A 20,062-nucleotide genomic window follows, 5' to 3' on the forward strand; every position below is an offset into this window, starting at 1 on the left:
CTCGCGCTGTGTCTGAGTCCGAACGAAACCTTCAAGCGCGTTCAAGCGATGATTGCGCGAGCAAAATCCGTGCACGCTGACAAAATCGCCGATCGTGGGCGTAGCGTATTCCAGCACTTGCTGATCGACCTGAAGGCTCTGCTCCGTCATTGCGATGCCTACACTCGCGGGATCGTTCCGCGCAGTCTGCAAGTCAAGCTCGTAAAACCTGACGGCCATTGGCGACTTTTCGCCCGCGAAACTGTGGAGATAGCGATTCAATACGCTGTCGGACCACGGATCGCTGGAGAACGCTATCCACGCGGTCTTAAACAGTTTGGTGTCGATGTTGATGAACGAAGCCGGGACGTCGCGGTCGCGGTGGATACATCTTTCGCTCAGCGGCTCTGGGGCTGCCCGCGGCATGGAAAACGGGTTGAACTGACGCAGCGCCCCTTCGGGCGTCACCTGATAAGCCTGCCACTCTCGCTTGTCGAGCAGCACATAGAGATACCCTTCACGTAGGGTACGCGGCTGGTCGAGCCGCAACGGCACGGCAGCCAGATCGCCGCTGCCGGCAAGCGGCCGCTTTGATGTCGCGGTGGGCTTAGGCGCGTAGGCCGTTCGCAACAGAAGGATTGGCAGGCCAGTGCGTTCGCAGGCGTTGCATGTGCCCGTAGGATTGGGGACAGCATGGCGGATCGCCCAACTCAAGGTCGTGCTGACGCTCATAAGTTCCTTTGCTTGGCGCAGTGTGGCAATAGTCGGTGATGACCTATCGCCTCAATGCAAACGTTGTGCCAACTTGGAAGCGTCTTTTCCGTTGTTCTTTCTTATCAACTGCTTGCGCGTGCTTCACCGCCAAAAATGGCGAGCTCAACGGCGCAAAAGCAGCGAAAGTGTTTTTTTCACCGGAAGTCCGGGCCATTTGTGGCCCGAGATTCTTCAACGGTTTGAAAACAAACAAAACAAAACGGGCCAACTTTGGCCCGGGTGAGCCAATGTTGGCCCGTTCGTCTTCGTAGAAGAGCCTGTTGCACATCGCGGCAGGCCCGAGCCGCTTATACGCTTATTGAATCGACGCGGGAGCGTCATGCGTGGGATCGGCGCAATCCGCGTCCTGTGCGCAGGCGCGTGCCGTTTCCAGCATGGCCTCAGTCATGAGGCCCATGTGCTCACACAATCCTTCCACGCCACCTAACAATGCGGCCACGGTCCATGCGTCCAGCGGCTGCGCGCCGGTGGCGTCGGGTTCGGAGGCGCTGTTGCCGACGAGACGAGCGATCGACGCGATGGCATAGCGGGCGCGCTCAATGTTGTAGAGCTGGGATAGGGGAACCAAGCCAAGTTCGGGATTGGTGTCGACGAACCAAGGGTCTTGGGTAAGGGAGTGCTGCGTCATGGACAATCTCCTATAGCGGCGAACAAACCCGCACCCCACTTCCAAATGGGGAGGACGGGCACGAGTCGAGGTTGGAAGACCGGAGCTATAGGACCCGGCGTGCGCAAGCGCACCCCCGCCAAGGCCCGTCCATAGGGACGTACAGAGACGTGCGGACGCAAATAAGCCGCCTTAGCGGCGGCTGTCCGCCTATAGCTGACCGGCTTCCAAACCGGACTACCGTTGTTGCGGTAGTGGCACGAGTATACGGCAGGGAACTGAGCCGAAAACAACAAGAATGACCGTTTTAGCTCAGTACGAAGACCAACTCCAAGACTCGCTTTCGACCCCTCGCGGTCGACCGGACCTAGCCGCCGGATGACTGCCGTGCATCAGAAGTTGCCGCTCGCACATCCCCAATTTTGGGGATGTCGCCGAAGGTTCTTCGCACCTAGGCTGCAAGTTCAACAATCCGTCGCTAGTCAAGGAGATGGCATGCGAGCCCTTCTACTAGTCGTGTCGATGATTGCGGTTCTCGCGTCGGACGCCGCTTTTGCACAAGCGCAAGTTTCACTGACCAACGATAAGCTCATCAGAGCGACAAACTACGTCCAGGAACTCCGCGCGCGTCGAGGAACCATTGCGACAGAGGAAGCGATCCTCGCAACCAAGCTTGGCTGCGACGGGCTTCAAGAACTGACGAAAGATCAAACGTTTCGCCAGCGAGTGTCCGACGTAGCGGCAGCTGCAGAAAAATACACCGAAAGCAACGCGGAAATACGGCTTAGCCTCGCGCGCTTTCTCGATGAGTTCCTAAGTCCTGAACTACTAGTCCTCGAACAAGCTGGTCTCTCAAGTACAGCCATCGCTCAAGTCGTAAAAGACGGCTTCGCTCTCCAGGCTCATGCATACATCGGCAAGTACGGCCGCGGCTCCGCCGAGCACTTTTTGAGATATCTGGATGAGTTCACGAATGAAGTCTGTCGCGCTGCGGGTCAAGCCAAGCTAATAGCAGAGAACAAGAAAGAAGACACTCTGTTTCGCCTTGGTGTTGGCCTCGGCGGGGCTGCTGTAGTGTTCGCCGACTTGGCACTACGCACTTGGACCGGTCCGCTGGCTGCGCGGTCCTACTCATTCGGTTTCGCGCTCTTGAAGGAAGCTATTCTCCCCAAGTAGCCACGCGGCAAGAACTCAAAAACCATGCCGCCACACGCGAAGCGTCATCGCCACGACGCAAGACGCCGCGTAAGTCACCCGGAGGCCGCCCGCGCGGCCGAACGGTGACGGGCACCGCAAGCTGCTTCTCTCCCACACAAATGCGTGCAAGAACCTCAAGAACCCAATCCGCCCCAGCGCCCGTAAAGCTTCAACAGTAAAGCCCGGTGCGGCGTGGGCCTGGGGTGGGCGGGGCGTGTAGATGCGCCCGGCGGAATCCGAAGGCAGCCGCCGCAGGCGGCAACGAGGATGAGCACGGGGCAGTCCGGAGCGAAGGCTCCGGACCGCAATCGTAGCCCCGCCCACCCCAGGCCCACGACGCGCCGGGCGTCTCAAGAACTCAACTCGCCGCAACACCCATAAAGCATCATCAAGCCGCCCGAACCCCAATCGCCACCACCCTCGCAGTAAACCCCTTCAACAACTCCTCCCGCATCGCCTCGGCCCGCACCATCGACGCCTCCTTCACGTGCCCGTACCCGCGGATCTCCTCCGGCACGCTAGCCAACGCCACCGCCTTATCCAGATTCCCGCGATTCAACTTCCCCAGAATCGCCGTCACAGTCTCCCGATACTCCTTGATCAATTCGCGCTCAGCCCGCCGCTCCTTCGTATACCCGAACGGATCAAACCGAGACCCCCGCAAAACCCGCATCCTTGCCAGCACCCGAAACACCTTCAGCATCCCCGGCCCATAAGACCGCTTCACCAGATGCCCATCCTTGTCCCGCCGTGCAAACAAAGGCGGCGCCAGATGAAAGCGCAGTTTCCAATCCCCCTCGAACTGCTCGCCCACCCGCTTCAAGAACTCCCCATCCGAATACAACCGCGCCACCTCGTATTCGTCCTTGTAGGCCATCAGCTTGAAGTAATACCGCGCCACCGCTACCGCCAGCCGGTTCGTGCCCGTCGCCTCCCGCTCCGCATGCAGCACCTTGTCCACCAGATCCGTGTACTGCTTGGCATAGTCCGCATCCTGATACTGCGTCAGGAACGCCTTGCGCACCGCCACCATCTGCGCCAACTCACCGGCGGGCTTCTTCAGATCCACCACCGGACTCGCCACCCGCGGCCGCGTGATTTCGATGATGTCTTCCGGCTGCGCGGCCGGCACACCACCATTGGCCATCAGCCGCGCCACCGCCGCGGGTTCATGCGCCGCGCGCCGTCCCCACGCAAAGGCTGCGAGATTGTTCGGCACCTGCTGGCCGTTCAGCTCGATCGCGCGCAGCAGCGCCTCGCGTGACAGCGGAATCCAGCCCTTCTGGAATGCGTAGCCCATCATCAGCGGATTCGAATAGATCGCATCGCCCAGCAGCACCACCGCCATGGCTGCGGCATCCACCGCGTCAAGATTCTCCTTGCCGCAGGCGCTCTGCAGATCTGCCGTCAGGTTCGCCCCCGGCAATGTCCAGCCCGGGTTCGACACGAATGCGGCCGTCGGCGCCGTATCGCTGTTCAGCAGCACATGCGTGCGTCCCGGACTCACGCGCGCCATCGCCTCCGCGCTCGTCGCCACCACCAAGTCGCCGGCCAGCAGCAGATCCGCCTCGCCCATCGCCACGCGCGTGTTCAGCAGATGGTCCGGCGAGCCCGCCAACACCACGTGCGAAAACACCGCGCCGCCCTTCTGCGCCAGTCCCGCCATGTCCAGCACCGAACAGCCCTTGCCCTCCAGGTGCGCCGCCATGCCCAGCAGCTGCCCGATCGTCACCACGCCCGTGCCGCCCACCCCCGCGATGAAGACGCCATAAGGCACATCCAGACTGCGCAAACGAGGCGCCGGCACATCCTCATCCGGCGCGCCGCCCGATTGTGCCAACGCGGGCGGCTTCTTCAGCTTGCCGCCTTCCACCGTCACCAGGCTCGGGCAAAAGCCCTTCAGACAGGAGAAGTCCTTGTTGCAGCTCGACTGGTTGATCTTGCGCTTGCGCCCGAACTCGGTCTCCAGCGGCTCCACTGACAGACAGTTCGACTTCGACGAGCAATCCCCGCAGCCCTCGCACACCCTTTCATTGATGACCACGCGGCGCGCCGGGTCCGGATAGGCGTTGCGTTTGCGGCGGCGGCGCTTTTCGGTTGCGCAGGTCTGGTCGTAGATCAGCACCGACACGCCGGGATGCTCGCGCAGCTCGCGCATCACCGCGTCCAGTTCGTCGCGATGGCGCACGGGCACGTCCCGCGCCAGGTCGGTCACGTCCACATACTTGCCGGGATCGTCCGTCACCACCACGATCTTCTCGATGCCCTCGGCCGCCACCTGGCGCGTGATCATCGGCACGCTGATGGGACCGTCCACCGGCTGCCCGCCCGTCATCGCCACCGCGTCGTTAAACAGAATCTTGTACGTGATCGGCGCCTTGGCCGCCACCGCTGCCCGAATCGCCAGCAGCCCCGAATGAAAGTAGGTGCCGTCGCCCAGGTTCGCGAACACGTGCTTTTCCTCGGTGAACGGCGCCTGCCCCAGCCATGGCACGCCCTCGCCGCCCATCTGCGTGAAGACGTCGGTGCTGCGATCCATCCATCGCACCATGTAGTGGCAACCGATGCCCGCCATGCCGCGCGACCCTTCCGGCAGGCGTGTCGACGTATTGTGCGGACAGCCCGAACAGAACCACGGCTTGCGCTCTTCGACCACGCGCGGGCGCGCCAGCGCCGCTTCGCGCGCACGGATGAATTCCACTCGCGACTCGATGCCGGCGCGCACGTCGTCCGGCAACGCGAAACGCAGCAGGCGCGCCGCGATGGCCTTGGCGACCATCGCGGGCGAGAACTCGTAATGCGCCGGCAGCAGCCAGTTGCCCTGCGGCACGGACCACTCGCCGCCATCCTTGTCGTCGAACTTGCCCACCACGCGCGGAATCTTCTTGCCGCTGCCGATCCAGCTGAACAGCTCCTCTTTCAGCTGATATTCCAGCACCTGGCGCTTTTCCTCCACGACCAGGATCTCGTCCAGCCCTTCCGCGAACCGCTGCGTGCCGGCGGATTCCAGCGGCCACACCATGCCCACCTTGAAAAGACGCAGGCCGATGCGCCGGCACACGTCTTCGGACAGGCCCAGGTCCGAGAGCGCCTGGCGCGTGTCCAGGTAGGCCTTGCCGGACGTCATGATGCCGAAGCGCGCATCGCGCTGCGGCACCTCCCAGAGTTCGCGGTTCAGCCCGTTGGCGCGCGCATAGGCCAGCGCGGCGTACAGCTTGTAGTCCAGCAGCCGCGCTTCCTGCTGCAAGGGCGTGTCGGGCAGCCGGATGTTCAGGCCGTCCGGCGGCAACTGGAAGTCCTCGGGCAGCACGATGCGCACGCGGTGAGGGTCCACGTCAACCGATGCCGACACCTCCACGATGTCGGTGATGCACTTCATGCCCACCCACACGCCCGCGTAGCGGCTCATCGCCCAGCCGTGCAAACCGTAATCCAGCACTTCCTGCACGCTGGACGGGAACAGCACCGGAATCATGCAGGCCTTCAGGATGTGATCGCTCTGGTGCGGCAGCGTCGAGGACTTGGCGGGGTGGTCGTCGCCCGCCACCACCAGCACGCCGCCGTGGCGCGCGGTGCCGGCTGCATTCGCATGCTTGAAGACGTCGCCGCAACGGTCCACGCCGGGACCCTTGCCGTACCACATGCCGAACACGCCGTCGTACTTTGCGCCGGGAAAAAGGTTCACCTGCTGCGTGCCCCACACCGCCGTGGCCGCCAGGTCTTCGTTGATGCCGGGTTGGAACTCGACGTGGTGCGCCTTCAGATGGGCGGCGGCCTTCCACATGTTCTGGTCGACGCCGCCCAGCGGTGAACCCCGATAGCCCGATACGAAGCCCGCCGTGTTCAGCCCTGCCTGCGCGTCGCGCACGCGCTGCATCATGGGCAGCCGCACCAGCGCATGGATGCCGCTCATCCACGCGCGGCCGGATTGCAGGGTGTATTTGTCGTCGAGCTGGACGGATTCAAGCGCCGCGCGGACGGCGGGCGTAAGGGGGGCATTCATGTCTACTCCAACATCGGATGCCCCCACCAGCGTCGCGCGCCTCTTGCCAGAACGCACGCGGGCCAACAAGGGCCGTGAAAGTGAAGTCCTGATGCGTTCGCGCCTCTGCGGGCGGAATCGCGCTTGCCGCACCCGCCGCTCCGAAAAAACGGGGCCGGCTGGCGTTAGTCCTTTCGGTTGTAACCCCTGGCCCTCGGGCGGGCAATAGGGCGATGCGATAATTGCCGGCATGGACTTCGCCCCTCGCATCGTCGCCTGGCAGCGCCAGCATGGCCGCCACGATCTCCCCTGGCAGAACACCCGGGATCCCTACCGGATCTGGCTTTCCGAAATCATGCTGCAGCAGACGCAGGTGGCCACCGTCATTCCCTATTACGAGCGCTTTCTGCAACGCTTTCCGGACGTCGCGGCGCTGGCCGCCGCCTCGCAGGAAGACGTGATGCCGTATTGGGCCGGCCTGGGCTACTACGCCCGCGCCCGCAACCTGCATCGCTGCGCGCAGGAGATCGTGCGCGACTGGAACGGCCGCTTTCCGCCCACCGCCGAGGCCATCGCCACGCTGCCGGGCATCGGCCGGTCGACTGCCGCGGCCATTGCGGCGTTTTCGAACGGCGAGCGCTCGCCGATTCTGGACGGCAACGTCAAGCGCGTATTCACTCGCCACTTCGGCATCGCGGGCGACCCGGCCAAGCGCGAAGTCGAGCAGCGTCTCTGGGCGCTGGCGCATGCGCAGGTGGACGCGGCGCCCGGGCTGGACATGGCGGCCTACACGCAGGGGTTGATGGATCTGGGCGCCACGCTCTGCACGCGCGGCAAACCCGCCTGCGACAGATGTCCGGTGGCGGAGACCTGTGTTGCCCGCCGCGAGGGACGTCAGGCAGAACTGCCCACGCCCAAGGTGCGTAAGGCCATTCCGGAACGCGAGACCTGTATGTTGGTGCTGCGGCACCAGGGCGCGTTCTTGCTGCAACAGCGTCCCGAACCCGGCATCTGGGGCGGGCTGTGGAGCCTGCCGGAGTTTGATGCGGCGGGCGATCCCGACAGCGCATCGCGCGCGCTGGGGCTGGAGCCGGAACAGCGCTTCGAGCTGGCTGCCTTCGCCCATACGTTCACGCATTACCGCCTGCACATCCGCCCGTGGCTGGTGCCGGTGCGCGCGGTTGCCCTGCGCGAACCGGCGTTGCCGGAACGCTGGGTGCCTGCAGACAAGCTGGGGACGATGGCGCTGCCGGCGCCGGTCAAGAAGCTGCTGCAGGGGCTGGTTGATGCCGGGATGCAGGACAGCCTGTTCGGCGAGGAAAACGCGGCGTAGCGATTCGGCGGGTTAACCGGTGTGAGCTTGAGCGGTGTCAGACACCGGTCAAACTACGACGCCGCCTCATTGAGGTTTCAGACACCCGCCCCGCTCAGCAGCATCACCAGCTTCAAATCCGGATGCGTCGCCAGCCGGAACGTGATCTGCTGGTACGCCAGCTTGCCGCGCTGCGGATGCTGGAATTCGCGCAGGCCGCCTTCGCGTTCGACCACGGCGTGCCGCGTCCACCAATGCGAGAAAACCACGCTTTGCCGGCTCAGGCTGTCCAGCAGTGCCAGCACCGCCGGTTCGTCCAGATGCGCGCCCGCGTCGGCGCGAAATTCAGCCACCACGCGGCGGGCGCGTTGGTCCCAGTCGACCACCAGTTCGCGCGCGGCGGGATCCAGGAAGATGTAGCGCAACAGGTTGGGCTCGGGGTCGCGCTCGGGCCAGTGGTCGAACAGGTCGACCAGCGGCGCGTTGCAGGCCAGCACGTTCCAGGCGCGGTCCAGCACATAGGCGGGCGCGTTGATCGCGTTGACGCATTCCTGCAGCGGACCCGGCGCGCCGCCGGCGTCGTCGCGGGCGTGCTGCGGGTCGGCGCAATCGGCAAGGTCGAAGAGGTACGCACGCTCGGCCCGCGCCAACTGCAGCACGCCCGCGATGCGCGACCACACCGAGGGCGACACCGACACCTCGCGCCCCTGCTCGATCCACGTGTACCAGGTAACGCTGATGCCACACAGCTGCGCCACTTCCTCACGCCGCAGGCCGGGCGTGCGGCGGCGCGATCCCTCGGGGAGACCCGCCATCTGCGGCGTGATGCGCGACCGCGCGCTGCGCACAAATTCGCCCAGCGCGTGACGGCGCAGATGCGAGCCTTCGTGGCTGGGGGTGACGGGCTGGGGGGAAGTGTTCATACCAGGATGAGTAATGGGCTTGTACGTGTATACGGGCCCGCCTATCTTAGCGCCTGCATCCTTTCGCAATCCCGAAAGGAATTCCGACAACGATCTCGACAGCATTCCCGGCAACATTCCGGCCAGGATTCCGCCCCCAACAGCCTTTCCGACACGAGGACCCCTCATGACCGCCAGCTCGCACGACGCCGCCGTCGACCGCCAATTCAGCCCCCGCGCCGCCGCCTACCTGACCAGCGCCGTCCACGCCCAGGGCGAAGACCTGCTGCAAATGGCCGCGGTCGCCGGCCAGCACCCGGACGCGCGCGTGCTGGACCTGGGCTGTGGCGGCGGGCACGTGAGTTTTCACGTGGCGCCGAAAGTGGCGCATGTGACCGCCTACGACCTGTCGCAGCAGATGCTGGACGTCGTCGCCGCCGAAGCCGCCAAGCGCGGGCTCGCCAATCTGGTGATCTGTCAGGGCAAGGCCGAGTACCTGCCTTTCGGCGACGCCGAATTCGACCTGGTGATGTCGCGCTATTCCACGCACCATTGGCAGGACGCCGGCCGCGGCCTGCGCGAGGCTTTCCGCGTGCTCAAGCCGGGCGGCATTGCCGTCTTTGCCGACGTGGTGTCGCCGGGTGAACCGCTGCTGGACACCTGGCTGCAGACCATCGAAGTGCTGCGCGACACCTCGCACGTGCGCGATTACTCGGTGGCCGAATGGACCCGCATGCTGACCGAAGCGGGCTTCACGCTGCAGGAACTGGCGCCGCGCCGCCTGCCGCTGGAGTTCCAGTCGTGGGTCACGCGCATGCGCACGCCCGACACGCTGGTGGCGGCGCTGCGCCACATGTTCGGCATCGCACCGGACGTCGTGCGCGCGCATTTCGACGTGCGCGAGGACGGGTCTTTTACGAGCGACACGGCGACGATTGTGGTGAGAAAGCCGGGCTGAATCAGTCCACTCTCGACGGCTCCATCGCGGCCAGCGCCCCCACCACACCCAGGCTGCGCAGCAACTGCGCAGCCGCGCCCACCGCCCGCACAAACCGCGGCTCCTGGCCGAGGTCACCGAACACCGGCTCAAACCCCGTCATGACGCCCGCCCACGCCAGCATCGCCGCGGGCCCCTCGCCCGCCAGCTCCGCCGCCCGTTCGGCCTGCTCATACCGATGCGCCAGCGTTTCGGCCAACGGGTCCTGGACCTCATAGACACGCCCGGCCTCATCCTGTCCGCGCAGGAAAAGCAGCCACCCGGCCACGGCCAACGCAAGACCCGGCATTGGCGCATCCGCCGCCAACCGGTCGCGCACCGTCCCCAGCAACCGCTGCGGCAACTTCTGCGAGCCGTCCATCGCAATCTGCCGCGTCTGATGCCTGAGCGCCGGATTGGCGAATCGCTGCAACAGGCCTTGCCGGTACTTCTCGATATCCAGCCCCGGCAACGGCGGCAGCGTCGGTTCGATCTCCTGGCCCATCAGCGCGCCCAGGAACCGCCGCATCCCGGGCCGCGCCATCGCCTCGTCCACGGTGGCCCACCCCGCCATCATCGACAGATACGCCAGCGCTGAATGCGCGCCGTTGACCATGCGCAGTTTCAGCGTCTCGAACGGCGCGGCGTCCATCACGAAACGCGCACCGCCCGCGGCCCAGTCCGGCCGGCCCGCCGCGAAGCGGTCTTCGACAACCCATTCCAGATACGGCTCGGCCACCACAGGCCACGCATCGCGCACGCCCAATGCCGCGGCGATCTCGTGCCGATCCGCGTCCGTCGTGCGCGGCACGATGCGGTCGACCATCGAGCAGGGAAACGCGCACGCCGATGCAATCCAGTCCGCCAACGCCGGGGCGACGCGCGCCGCGAACGTCAGCACCAGCGCCCGCAGCAAGTGGCCGTTGGCCGGCAGGTTGTCCAGCGACATCACCGTGATCGGCGGCAGGCCCATCGCGCGGCGGCGTTGCAGGCCGTGCACCACAAAACCGATGACGCCACACGGCGACTCGGGATTCGCGAGGTCATGCACGACGTCGGGATGATCCAGATTCAGCCTGCCGCTGGCGGGATCATGGCAATAGCCCTTCTCGGTGACCGTGATGCTGACGATGCGCGTGCCGGCGGCCGCGATGCGCGCCAGCACGACCTGCGGGTCCTCGGGCGCCACCAGCGTTTCAAGCAGGCAGCCGATGACACCCACACGCTGCCGCGACGCGCCGCTGCCGTCGGCATCGCGCAACGCCAGCGCATACAGGCCGTCCTGCGGCGCCAGCGCGTCGCGCGTGTCGGCGTGGCGCAGCGAGACGCCGCAAATGCCCCAGTCCGGCCCCGCTCCGGCGCGCAGCGCCGCATCGTTGACCGCCGCCAGATGCGCACGCGCGAACGCGCCCAGGCCCAGATGCACGATGCCGATGCTGAGCGCGTCCCGGTCATATCCCGGCCGCGCGACATGCGCGGGCAGGCCGTCCAGCGCCCCCGCATTCAGCCGGCCGCCTTCGCCTACCAGTTCCATAGCGTGCCGTCGTGCTGCAGCCGGTTCACGGGCAGATACGCGCGCTGATACGGATATCGCGCCGCCAGCTTCTCGTCGATATCCACGCCGTGGCCCGGAGCCTCGCCCGGATACAGCATGCCCTGCTCGAACGTATAGGAGTGGGGAAACACGGCATCGGTCTCGTCGGTATGCCGCATGTATTCCTGAATGCCGAAATTGGGCACCCACAGGTCGAAGTGCAGCGCCGCCCCCATGCAGACCGGCGACAGATCCGTGGCGCCATGGCAGCCGGTGCGCACCTGATAGAGCGACGCCATATCGGCAATGCGCCGCAGATGCGTGATGCCACCCGCGTGAACGACCGTGGTGCGGATGTAATCGATGAGCTGGTTCTGCACCAGGTCCTTGCAGTCCCAGATCGTGTTGAAGATTTCGCCCACCGCCAGCGGCGTGGTGGTGTGCTGGCGGATCAGACGGAAGGCTTCCTGGTTCTCGGCGGGCGTGGCGTCTTCCATCCAGAAGAGGCTGTAGGGCTCCAGCGACTTGCCCAGCCGCGCGGCCTCGATGGGCGTCAGGCGGTGATGCACGTCGTGCAGCAGATGGTGTTCGAAGCCCAGCTTTTCGCGGATGCGTTCGAACAGTTGCGGCGCGTGGCGCAGGTATTTTTCGGTGGACCAGTCGTGCTCGCTGGGCAGGTCGGCGTCGGCGGGCTCGTAGAACAGCGTGCCGCGGCCCACGCCATAGACCTTTTCCAAACCCGGCACGCCGCTTTGCGCGCGGATGGCGCGATAGCCCATGTCGGCGTAGCGCAGCACCTCGTCCACGGTGTGCTCGATGTCCGAGCCGTTGGCATGGCCGTAGACCATCACGCCGCTACGGCTCTTGCCGCCCAGCAGCTGGTACAGCGGCAGGCCGGCGGCCTTGGCCTTCAGGTCCCACAGCGCGGTGTCCACGCCGGCGATCGCGGTCATCGTGACCGGCCCGCGCCGCCAGTACGCGCCCTTGTACAGGTACTGCCAGATGTCCTCGATCTGATGCGCATCGCGCCCGATCAGGCAGGGGATGACGTGCTCGGTCAGGTAGGCGGCCACCGCCAGTTCGCGCCCGTTCAGCGTCGCATCGCCAATGCCGGTCAGGCCCTGGTCGGTTTCGATCTTCAGGGTCACGAAGTTGCGGCCCGGAGAACAGACAATCACGCGTGCATTCGTAATCTTCATCTTGGACTTCCGGCTACAGGAAAGGGACGGCCGCTCAACGCGGCCGCGGGATCAGAACGTCACCATCACCTTCATCGCCTGGTTGCGATCACCCGCCAGCGCAAAGGCGTCATGCACGCGCGCGACGGGCACCGCCGCCGTCAGCAGCGGCGACACATCCACCAGGCCGCGGGCCAGGCAATCCACGGCCATCGCGTATTCGTTCACAAAGCGGAAGCTGCCGATGCACGACAGGCTCTTGACCATGATCTGGTTGAACGGGCAATCGGCGCTGCTGCCGGACAGCGTTCCCACCGTCACGACAACGCCACGCGGACGCGCCGCGCGCAGGCAGCTTGCCAGGCCGGCATAGCTGCCCGACGCCTCGAAACACACGTCCACCGTGCCCTTGCCCGCGGCCAGCGCGTCCAGGGCGGCCGGGTCCGTGGCCGCGTTGATGGTTTGCGTGGCGCCCACCCGGGCGCACGCCGCCAGTGTCTGGTCCACGATGTCCACCACGATGACCCGGCTGGCGCCCGCCAGGCGCGCGGCCATCAGGATCAACGCGCCGATCGGACCCGCGCCGACCACCATGGCCGTCTTGCCCAAAAGCGATCCTGCGCTGCGCACCGCGTGCAGGGCAACGGCCAGCGGCTCGCCAAAGGCGGCCAGTTCATACGACAGCGAATCCGGCACCGGCACGCATTGCCGCGCGTCGACCACCACCTCTTCGCGCATCGCACCCTGCATGTGCGGAAAGCGGCTGGCGCTGCCGAAGAAATGCACCGACTCGCAATGATTCGAATCGCCCTGCCGGCAATAGCGGCACACGCCGCAGGTGCGCGCCGGATCCAGCGCCACGCGGTCGCCGGGCTGGACCGCCGTCACGTCCGCGCCCACCTCCAGCACCTGCCCGGACGCTTCGTGGCCCGGCGTCAGCGGTTCGCGGATGACAAAATCGCCCACCCGGCCGTGCCGGTAGTAATGCAGGTCCGATCCGCAGATGCCCACGGCCTTGACGCCGACGCGCACCTGCGACGGCCCCAAGGGCTGCGAGTCCGAGGTGTCCAGGCGCAGGTCCTGCGCCCCGTGGATCATGCAGTTCAGCATCAGCGCCACCCCTGTGCAAACTCGCCGATCACCCGTTCCAGGTGATCGCGCATCGCCTGCCGCGCCTCCTGCGCGTCGCGGGCCACCAGCGCGCCGAAGATACGCTGGTGATCGGCCTGCGACGCCTGGCGCAAGGCCTGCGTATGGAAATGCTGTTCCATCTTTTCCCAGACCGGCCCCCGGGCCTGATCCCACATCGACGTCACCGTGGCCAGCAGCACGCTGTTGCCGGTGGACTGGGCAATGCACAGGTGAAAGCGGCGGTCGGCCTCGGCATTGGCGTCCTTGTCCGTCATCCGGTCGCGCATGGCCGTCAGCGCCTCGAAAATGCGGTCCAGGTCCGCGTCAGTGCGGGTGGTGGCCGCCAGCGCGGCGATCTCGGATTCAATCAGGCAGCGGGCGCGAAGGAGCTCGAAGGGGCCGGCGCCCGCCTCCGGCATCGCGGACGGTCGGTTCGCGCCCGGTTCGCAGACATAGATGCCCGAGCCGCCGCGCACTTCCACCACGCCCTGCAGCTCCAGCGCAATGATGGCCTCGCGCACGGACGTGCGGCTGACGTCGAAGCGCTCGGCCAGCGCGCGCTCGGCCGGCAGCCGCTGGCCCGCGGCAAATTCCCCCTGCGCCACCAGCGCATGGATCTGCGCGGCCAACCGCAAGTAACCGCGGTCTGGTGCGACACGGCCGGCGGGGACTTCGGGCTTGGAGAGCGAATGCAACGTCATGGCGCCTCAAATTGGTCTGACCAAATCGTATTTGGTCCACCAATTTCCGCCATCGTGGTTTTCCACTACGCGCCGACCGGCAACGCTCGGACAACGCCCGGACAACCGCCGGATCGCCCCTCGACAGCCCCCGCGCGGCCCCTGTATAGATACGGATCGAACGACAGCCAAGGAAAGCGACATGCCCAGCACGACCGACCAGCCCTTGCCCGCCAATCTGGCGGACCTGACCGCCACTGAAGCGGCAGCACACATCCGCGAGGGCCGCCTCACCAGCGTTGCGCTGACGCAAGCCTGCCTGGACCGCATCGACGCCCGCCAGGACCTGAACGCGTTCATCACGGTCGACCGCGACGGCGCGCTGGCGCAGGCGCGCGCCTACGATGCGGCGCCCGGCCACGGCCCGCTGGGCGGCGTGCCCGTCGCCATCAAGGACAACATCCACGTCGCGGGGCTGCCGAACACCGCTGGCACACCAGCGCTGAAAAACTTCCGCCCCGCCGAGGACGCGCCCGTCGTGCAGCGGCTGCGCGAGGCCGGCGCCGTCATCCTGGGCAAGACCAACATGCATGAACTGGCGTTCGGCGTGTCCGGCTTCAACACCGCCTTCCCCGGCCCGGATGGCGATGGCACGCGCAACGCCTACGACGCGCGCCTGATCGCTGGCGGCTCGTCGTCCGGCAGCGGCGCGGCGGTGGGCGCGCGGCTGGCGCCCGCCGCGCTGGGCACCGATACCGGCGCCTCGGTGCGCCTGCCCGCTTCGGTGAACGGCGCCGCCGGATTCCGCGCCACCGTGGGCCGCTACGACGGCGCGGGCATCACCCCCATTTCCCACACGCGCGACACACCCGGACCCATCGCCAACGACATGGCCGATATCGTGCTGCTGGATGCGATCCTCACGGGCCAGACCGAGCGGCTGGCGCCCCTGCCGCCCGAAGGCATTCGCCTGGGCCTGGCCGCGTACTTCTGGGCCGACCTCGATCCCGACGTGCAGGCGGTTTCAGAAGCCGCCTTGAACACACTGCGCGCCGCCGGGGTGACGCTGGTGCAGCTGGACATGCCCGACCTACCCGCCGCCAACGCGGCGGTCGGCATGCCGCTATGCCTGTTCGAGCAGAAGCCCGATCTGACGGCCTATCTGGCGCGTTATCACGTGGGGGTGACCTTTGATGAGGTAGTCGCGCAGATTTCCAGCCCCGACGTGAAGGGCATTTTCGACAACCTGATCGTGCCGGGCGTGCTGCCCACGCCGGACGGCCAGCTTCTGCCGTTGCAACCGCTGTACGAACAGGCCATCGCAGGCGGCCGGCGTGAGCTCATCGACGTCTATCGCCGCGCCTTCAAGGAACACGCGTTGGACGGCCTGCTGTTTCCGACCGTGCCGGTGCCGCCGCCCGCGTCCACGCCCGAAGCCAGCAGTTTCGAAACCTTTGCCCGCCTGGCACGCAACGTGGATCCCGGCAGCAACGCCGGCCTGCCTGGCCTGAGCGTGCCGGCCGGGCTGTCGAATCAAGGCCTGCCGGTGGGATTGGAGATCGACGGCCTGCCGGGCGAGGACCGCAAGGTGCTCGCGATCGGCGTAGCCATCGAAAAGATATTGGGGCGCATCGCTGCGCCCCGGGTCCAGCCTTAGCCTCAGCCTGGGCTTTCGCGGCAGTCAGCCGCGTCAGCCGAGGTTGGGCGCCAGCGTGCGCTTCAGGTCTTCGATGCTGCGGCCGCTGCGGCGGGCGTAGTCTTCGAGCTGGTCTTCGCCGATGACGCCCACGTTGAAGTATTGCGACTGCGGGTGGCTGAAGTAAAAGCCCGACACGCTGGACGCCGGGTACATCGCGTAGCTGTCCGTCAGCATCATGCCGATGTCCTCACCGTCCAGCACGCGGAACATGTCGGTCTTCACGACGTGTTCCGGGCAGGCCGGGTAACCGGGCGCCGGGCGGATGCCCACGTACTTCTCGGCAATCATGTCTTCGTTGGACAGGGCCTCGTCGGGCGCGTAGCCCCACAGGTCCTGGCGCACGCGCGCATGCAGGCACTCGGCGAAGGCTTCGGCCAGGCGGTCCGCCAGCGACTTGAGCATGATGCTGGAATAGTCGTCCAGCGCCTTCTCGAATTCCGCTTCCTTCTTTTCGATGCCCAAACCGGCTGTGACGGCGAACATCCCGATGTAGTCGACCTTGCCGCTGGACTTGGGCGCGATGAAGTCCGACAGCGACTTGTTGCTGACGCCTTCGCGCTTGGCGCCCTGCTGGCGCAGGTTGCGGTACGTGAACAGCACCTCGCTGCGCGTCTCGTCTTTATAGACCTCGATGTCCTCGTCGTTGACGGTGTTGGCGGGATAGAAGCCCACGACGCCATTGGCGGTAAGCCAACGGCCCTCGACGATGCGCTTCATCATGGCCTGGCCATCGGCAAAGACCTTGCGCGCCTGCTCGCCCACCACCTTGTCTTGCAGAATGGCGGGGTACGGGCCGAAGAGGCTCCAGGTCTGGAAGAACGGGCCCCAGTCCACGTACTTCGCGATCTCGGCCAGGTCGTAGCTCTTGAACGTGCGGCGGCCGATGAATTTGGGGCGCGGCGGCGTGTAGTTGTCCCAGTCGATCGCCGGACGCGAGGCGCGCGCCTCGGCCAGCGGCAGGATCGGCGTCGCCTTGCGGTTGGCATGGCGGCGGCGCACGTCTTCGTACTCTTCGGCCAATTCCGTCAGGTAGGCTTCCGACTGGTCGGACATCAGGTTGGTGGCCACGCCCACCGACCGGCTGGCGTCGGGCACGTAGATCACCGGGCCTTCGTAGTTGGGCGCGATCTTGACGGCGGTGTGCACGCGGCTGGTGGTGGCGCCGCCGATCATGAGCGGCACCTTGCGGCTGCGGAAGTACTCGTCGCGCTGCATTTCCGACGCCACGTACGCCATCTCTTCCAGGCTGGGCGTGATCAGGCCGGACAGGCCGACGATGTCGGCGTTCTCTTCCTTGGCTTTCTCAAGGATCTGCGCGCAGGGCACCATCACGCCCATGTTCACGACTTCGAAGTTGTTGCACTGCAGGACCACCGACACGATGTTCTTGCCGATGTCGTGCACGTCGCCCTTGACAGTGGCGATGACGATCTTGCCCTTGGCGCGCACGTCGCCGCCCGCGGCCGCGATCTGGCGCTTTTCTTCCTCGATGAACGGAATCAGGTGCGCCACGGCCTGCTTCATGACACGGGCGGATTTCACGACCTGCGGCAGGAACATCTTGCCTTCGCCGAACAGGTCGCCGACGACGTTCATGCCGTCCATCAGCGGGCCTTCGATCACTTCGATGGGACGGCCGCCGCGCGCTGCGATCTTCTGGCGCACCTCTTCGGTGTCTTCCACGATGAAGGCCGTGATGCCGTGGACCAGCGCGTGCGACAGGCGCTGCTCGACCTCGGCATTGCGCCAGGCCAGGTCTTCTTCCTTCTTGGCGCCAGAACCCTTCACGCTGTCGGCAAACTGCACCAGGCGTTCGGTGGGCGTGCGCTCGTCGTCCGCTTCCGTCTTGCCGACGGGTTCCGGCCGGTCCAGCACCACGTCTTCCACCAGATCGCGCAGCTTGGCGTCCAGGTCTGCGTACACGCCCAGCTGACCGGCGTTGACGATGCCCATCGTCATGCCTTCCTTGACCGCGTAATACAGGAACACGGTGTGGATGGCCTCGCGCATCGGCTCGTTGCCCCGGAACGAGAAGCTGACGTTGGACACGCCGCCCGAGATGCGCGCGTGCGGCAGGTTCTCGCGGATCCAGCGCGTGCCTTCGATGAAGTCCACGGCGTAGTGGTTGTGCTCGTCGATGCCGGTGGCGACCGCGAAGACGTTGGGGTCGAAGATGATGTCTTCCGGCGGGAAGCCCTCTTCCTCGACCAGGATCTTGTAGGCGCGGCCGCAGATTTCCTTGCGGCGCTCCAGTGTGTCGGCCTGGCCCAGTTCATCGAACGCCATCACCACCACCGCGGCGCCATAGCGGCGGCACAGGCGGGCGTGATGGCGGAAGGGCTCCAGCCCTTCCTTCATGGAGATCGAGTTCACCACCGCCTTGCCCTGCACACACTTCAGGCCGGTCTCGATGACTTCCCACTTCGAGCTGTCGATCATGACCGGCACGCGCGCGATGTCGGGCTCTGACGCGATCAGGTTCAGGAAGCGGTGCATGCAGGCCACCGAATCCAGCATGGCCTCGTCCATGTTGATGTCGATGATCTGCGCGCCGTTCTCGACCTGCTGGCGGGCCACGGCCAGCGCCTCGTCGTATTTCTCTTCGCGGATCAGGCGGGCGAACATCTTGCTGCCCGTCACGTTGGTGCGTTCGCCCACGTTGACGAACAGCGTGTCTTCGTCGATGTTCAGCGGCTCCAGGCCCGACAGGCGGGTCTTGACGGCGATCTCGGGCACGACGCGCGGCGTCAGCGCCGTGACCTTCTCGGCAATCGCGCGGATGTGGTCCGGCGTGGTGCCGCAGCAGCCGCCCGACATGTTCACCAGGCCCGCGCGCGCAAATTCCTCGAGCAGCGCCGACGTGTCGGCCGGGGTCTCGTCAAAGCCGGTCTCGGCCATGGGATTGGGCAGACCGGCGTTGGGATACACGCAGACATAGGTGTCGCAGATCTTGGACAGCTCGGCCACGTAGGGGCGCATCAGCGCCGCGCCCAGCGCGCAATTCAGGCCGATGGTGACGGGACGCGCGTGGCGCACCGAGTTCCAGAAGGCCTCGACCGTCTGACCGGACAGGATGCGGCCGGACGCGTCGGTCACCGTGCCGGAGATCATCACCGGCAGGCGGATGCCGCGTTCCTCGAACACTTCCTCGGTCGCGAAAATGGCGGCCTTGGCGTTCAGCGTGTCGAAGATGGTTTCGATCAGGACGATGTCGATGCCGCCGTCGAGCAGGCCGTTCAGTTGCTCGATATAGGCGACACGCAGTTCGTCGAACGTGACGTTACGCGCGCCCGGGTCGTTCACGTCCGGCGAAATGGAAGCCGTCTTGGGCTGCGGGCCCAGCGCGCCCGCCACGAAGCGCGGCTTGTCGGGCGTACTGTAGGCGTCACAGGCTTCGCGCGCGAGCTGCGCCGACACGAGGTTCAGCTCGTAGGCCAGTTCGGGCAGGTCGTAGTCACCCTGGGCGATCGTGGTGGCGCCGAAGGTGTTGGTCTCGATGACGTCGGCGCCCGCGTCCAGATACTGGCGGTGGATTTCCGAGATGACGTCTGGCCGCACCAGCGACAACAGTTCGTTGTTGCCTTTCACGTCCTTGCCGTGCTCGGCAAAGCGCTCGCCGCGGAAGTCCGCTTCGCCCAGCTTGTAGCGCTGGATCATGGTGCCCATGGCGCCGTCCAGGATCAGGATGCGCTTGCCCAGCAGGCGGGCAAAGTCGCCGCCGCGGGTATAGGCTTCGGGAGGGTACGGCAGGCGGGGATACGACACGATCAGGTCCGGATTAGGTTGGCCACGGCAGCGCGGATGTGGCTAAAACGCGAAAAACGCCGAAAAAACAAGCCCTGATCGTAACAAAATGGGCCTTCGCGCGCCTCACGGTGATACAGTTTCGGCCCCGAACCGGTGCTTTCGGCGCATCAGGTTGGGCAAGCACGCAACACTTGCCCGCCGCGAGCGAAAGATAAACGGGAAACAGGAAGACGCCCCCGCAGTGCCGCGCCGCCCGCAAGGCCGCCGCAGCGCCGCCCGTCCAGCCTGTGCTGCCCCCGCAACGGTCCCCATGCGCGCCTGGCGCCCATGGCAGCCCGATACCGGCCTGTTCGCTCGTCAGGAT

Annotated in this window: 14 protein-coding genes; 5 read left to right on the forward strand and 9 right to left on the reverse strand. The window is 65.9% G+C overall.

The window, feature by feature from the left end; all coding sequences use genetic code 11:
- On the reverse strand, positions 1–711 hold a 711-nt coding region (locus B3098_RS28695), incomplete at its 3' end, for a T6SS effector BTH_I2691 family protein (protein ID WP_286900788.1).
- Positions 712–749: 38 nt separating this feature from the next.
- Between B3098_RS28695 and B3098_RS28700 the strand changes: the two genes are divergently transcribed.
- Positions 750–1,004, forward strand: a complete 255-nt coding sequence (locus B3098_RS28700) for a hypothetical protein (RefSeq protein ID WP_286900790.1) — start codon at positions 750–752, stop codon at positions 1,002–1,004.
- Positions 1,005–1,048: 44 nt separating this feature from the next.
- Here B3098_RS28700 and B3098_RS28705 read toward each other — a convergent pair whose 3' ends face one another.
- The gene (locus tag B3098_RS28705; RefSeq protein ID WP_286900792.1) at positions 1,049–1,381 is read right to left on the reverse strand and encodes a hypothetical protein; all 333 of its coding nucleotides are present in this window, start codon (positions 1,379–1,381) and stop codon (positions 1,049–1,051) included.
- A 474-nt stretch (positions 1,382–1,855) separates the two neighbouring features.
- Between B3098_RS28705 and B3098_RS28710 the strand changes: the two genes are divergently transcribed.
- Positions 1,856–2,536 (forward strand): hypothetical protein, encoded by a 681-nt coding sequence (locus B3098_RS28710; protein WP_286900793.1) that lies wholly within the window; start codon positions 1,856–1,858, stop codon positions 2,534–2,536.
- 409 nt (positions 2,537–2,945) lie between these two features.
- Here B3098_RS28710 and B3098_RS28715 read toward each other — a convergent pair whose 3' ends face one another.
- Positions 2,946–6,560 carry an indolepyruvate ferredoxin oxidoreductase family protein gene (locus B3098_RS28715; protein WP_286900794.1) on the reverse strand — a complete coding sequence of 1,205 codons (3,615 nt, stop codon included), beginning with the start codon at positions 6,558–6,560 and terminating at the stop codon, positions 2,946–2,948.
- Positions 6,561–6,789: 229 nt separating this feature from the next.
- On the opposite strand from B3098_RS28715, the gene mutY reads away from it, so the two are divergent.
- The gene (mutY, locus tag B3098_RS28720) at positions 6,790–7,872 is read left to right on the forward strand and encodes an A/G-specific adenine glycosylase (RefSeq protein WP_286900795.1); all 1,083 of its coding nucleotides are present in this window, start codon (positions 6,790–6,792) and stop codon (positions 7,870–7,872) included.
- A 77-nt stretch (positions 7,873–7,949) separates the two neighbouring features.
- Here the strand turns inward: mutY and B3098_RS28725 are convergent, their stop codons facing one another.
- A complete protein-coding gene (locus B3098_RS28725; protein WP_279976104.1) occupies positions 7,950–8,774 on the reverse strand; it encodes a helix-turn-helix transcriptional regulator in 825 nt (274 codons plus the stop codon).
- Positions 8,775–8,940: 166 nt separating this feature from the next.
- On the opposite strand from B3098_RS28725, the gene B3098_RS28730 reads away from it, so the two are divergent.
- On the forward strand, positions 8,941–9,711 hold the full coding sequence (locus B3098_RS28730) for a class I SAM-dependent methyltransferase (protein ID WP_286900800.1): 771 nt from the start codon (positions 8,941–8,943) through the stop codon (positions 9,709–9,711).
- Between the two features lies 1 nt (position 9,712).
- Here B3098_RS28730 and B3098_RS28735 read toward each other — a convergent pair whose 3' ends face one another.
- Genes B3098_RS28735 through B3098_RS28750 form a run of 4 tightly spaced genes read right to left on the reverse strand, consistent with a single transcriptional unit; the run spans position 9,713 to position 14,273 of the window.
- Entirely contained in the window at positions 9,713–11,263 is a 1,551-nt protein-coding gene (locus tag B3098_RS28735; protein ID WP_286900801.1) for a mannitol dehydrogenase family protein, read from the reverse strand.
- Positions 11,251–12,462, reverse strand: coding sequence for a D-mannonate dehydratase ManD (gene manD, locus B3098_RS28740; RefSeq protein ID WP_175125173.1), 1,212 nt, complete (start codon positions 12,460–12,462; stop codon positions 11,251–11,253). Before manD ends, B3098_RS28735 begins: the two co-directional genes overlap by 13 nt.
- Before the next feature lie 51 nt (positions 12,463–12,513).
- Entirely contained in the window at positions 12,514–13,551 is a 1,038-nt protein-coding gene (locus B3098_RS28745) for an L-idonate 5-dehydrogenase (protein ID WP_286900803.1), read from the reverse strand.
- Complete coding sequence (locus B3098_RS28750; protein ID WP_286900806.1) at positions 13,551–14,273, reverse strand: FadR/GntR family transcriptional regulator; 723 nt, start codon at positions 14,271–14,273, stop codon at positions 13,551–13,553. Before B3098_RS28750 ends, B3098_RS28745 begins: the two co-directional genes overlap by 1 nt.
- 181 nt (positions 14,274–14,454) lie before the next feature.
- Between B3098_RS28750 and iaaH the strand changes: the two genes are divergently transcribed.
- Positions 14,455–15,909, forward strand: a complete 1,455-nt coding sequence (iaaH, locus tag B3098_RS28755; RefSeq protein WP_286900810.1) for an indoleacetamide hydrolase — start codon at positions 14,455–14,457, stop codon at positions 15,907–15,909.
- 33 nt (positions 15,910–15,942) lie between these two features.
- Here the strand turns inward: iaaH and metH are convergent, their stop codons facing one another.
- Positions 15,943–19,716: a methionine synthase gene (metH, locus tag B3098_RS28760; RefSeq protein WP_175125169.1), complete on the reverse strand. Its 3,774-nt coding sequence runs from the start codon at positions 19,714–19,716 to the stop codon at positions 15,943–15,945.
- Between the last annotated feature and the right edge of the window lie 346 nt (positions 19,717–20,062).

Origin of the sequence: Achromobacter sp. UBA2119, assembly GCF_002331005.1 — a bacterium.
GTDB classification, from domain to species: Bacteria; Pseudomonadota; Gammaproteobacteria; order Burkholderiales; family Burkholderiaceae_B; genus Achromobacter; species Achromobacter animicus.

Excerpts from the sequence above, each read along its gene's own strand:
- B3098_RS28700 (WP_286900790.1), top strand. The coding sequence starts at position 750 with ATGACCTATCGCCTCAATGCAAACGTTGTGCCAACTTGGAAGCGTCTT.
- B3098_RS28705 (WP_286900792.1), bottom strand. The coding sequence starts at position 1,381 with ATGACGCAGCACTCCCTTACCCAAGACCCTTGGTTCGTCGACACCAAT.
- B3098_RS28710 (WP_286900793.1), top strand. The coding sequence starts at position 1,856 with ATGCGAGCCCTTCTACTAGTCGTGTCGATGATTGCGGTTCTCGCGTCG.
- B3098_RS28715 (WP_286900794.1), bottom strand. The coding sequence starts at position 6,560 with ATGAATGCCCCCCTTACGCCCGCCGTCCGCGCGGCGCTTGAATCCGTC.
- mutY (WP_286900795.1), top strand. The coding sequence starts at position 6,790 with ATGGACTTCGCCCCTCGCATCGTCGCCTGGCAGCGCCAGCATGGCCGC.
- B3098_RS28725 (WP_279976104.1), bottom strand. The coding sequence starts at position 8,774 with ATGAACACTTCCCCCCAGCCCGTCACCCCCAGCCACGAAGGCTCGCAT.
- B3098_RS28730 (WP_286900800.1), top strand. The coding sequence starts at position 8,941 with ATGACCGCCAGCTCGCACGACGCCGCCGTCGACCGCCAATTCAGCCCC.
- B3098_RS28735 (WP_286900801.1), bottom strand. The coding sequence starts at position 11,263 with ATGGAACTGGTAGGCGAAGGCGGCCGGCTGAATGCGGGGGCGCTGGAC.
- manD (WP_175125173.1), bottom strand. The coding sequence starts at position 12,462 with ATGAAGATTACGAATGCACGCGTGATTGTCTGTTCTCCGGGCCGCAAC.
- B3098_RS28745 (WP_286900803.1), bottom strand. The coding sequence starts at position 13,551 with ATGCTGAACTGCATGATCCACGGGGCGCAGGACCTGCGCCTGGACACC.
- B3098_RS28750 (WP_286900806.1), bottom strand. The coding sequence starts at position 14,273 with ATGACGTTGCATTCGCTCTCCAAGCCCGAAGTCCCCGCCGGCCGTGTC.
- iaaH (WP_286900810.1), top strand. The coding sequence starts at position 14,455 with ATGCCCAGCACGACCGACCAGCCCTTGCCCGCCAATCTGGCGGACCTG.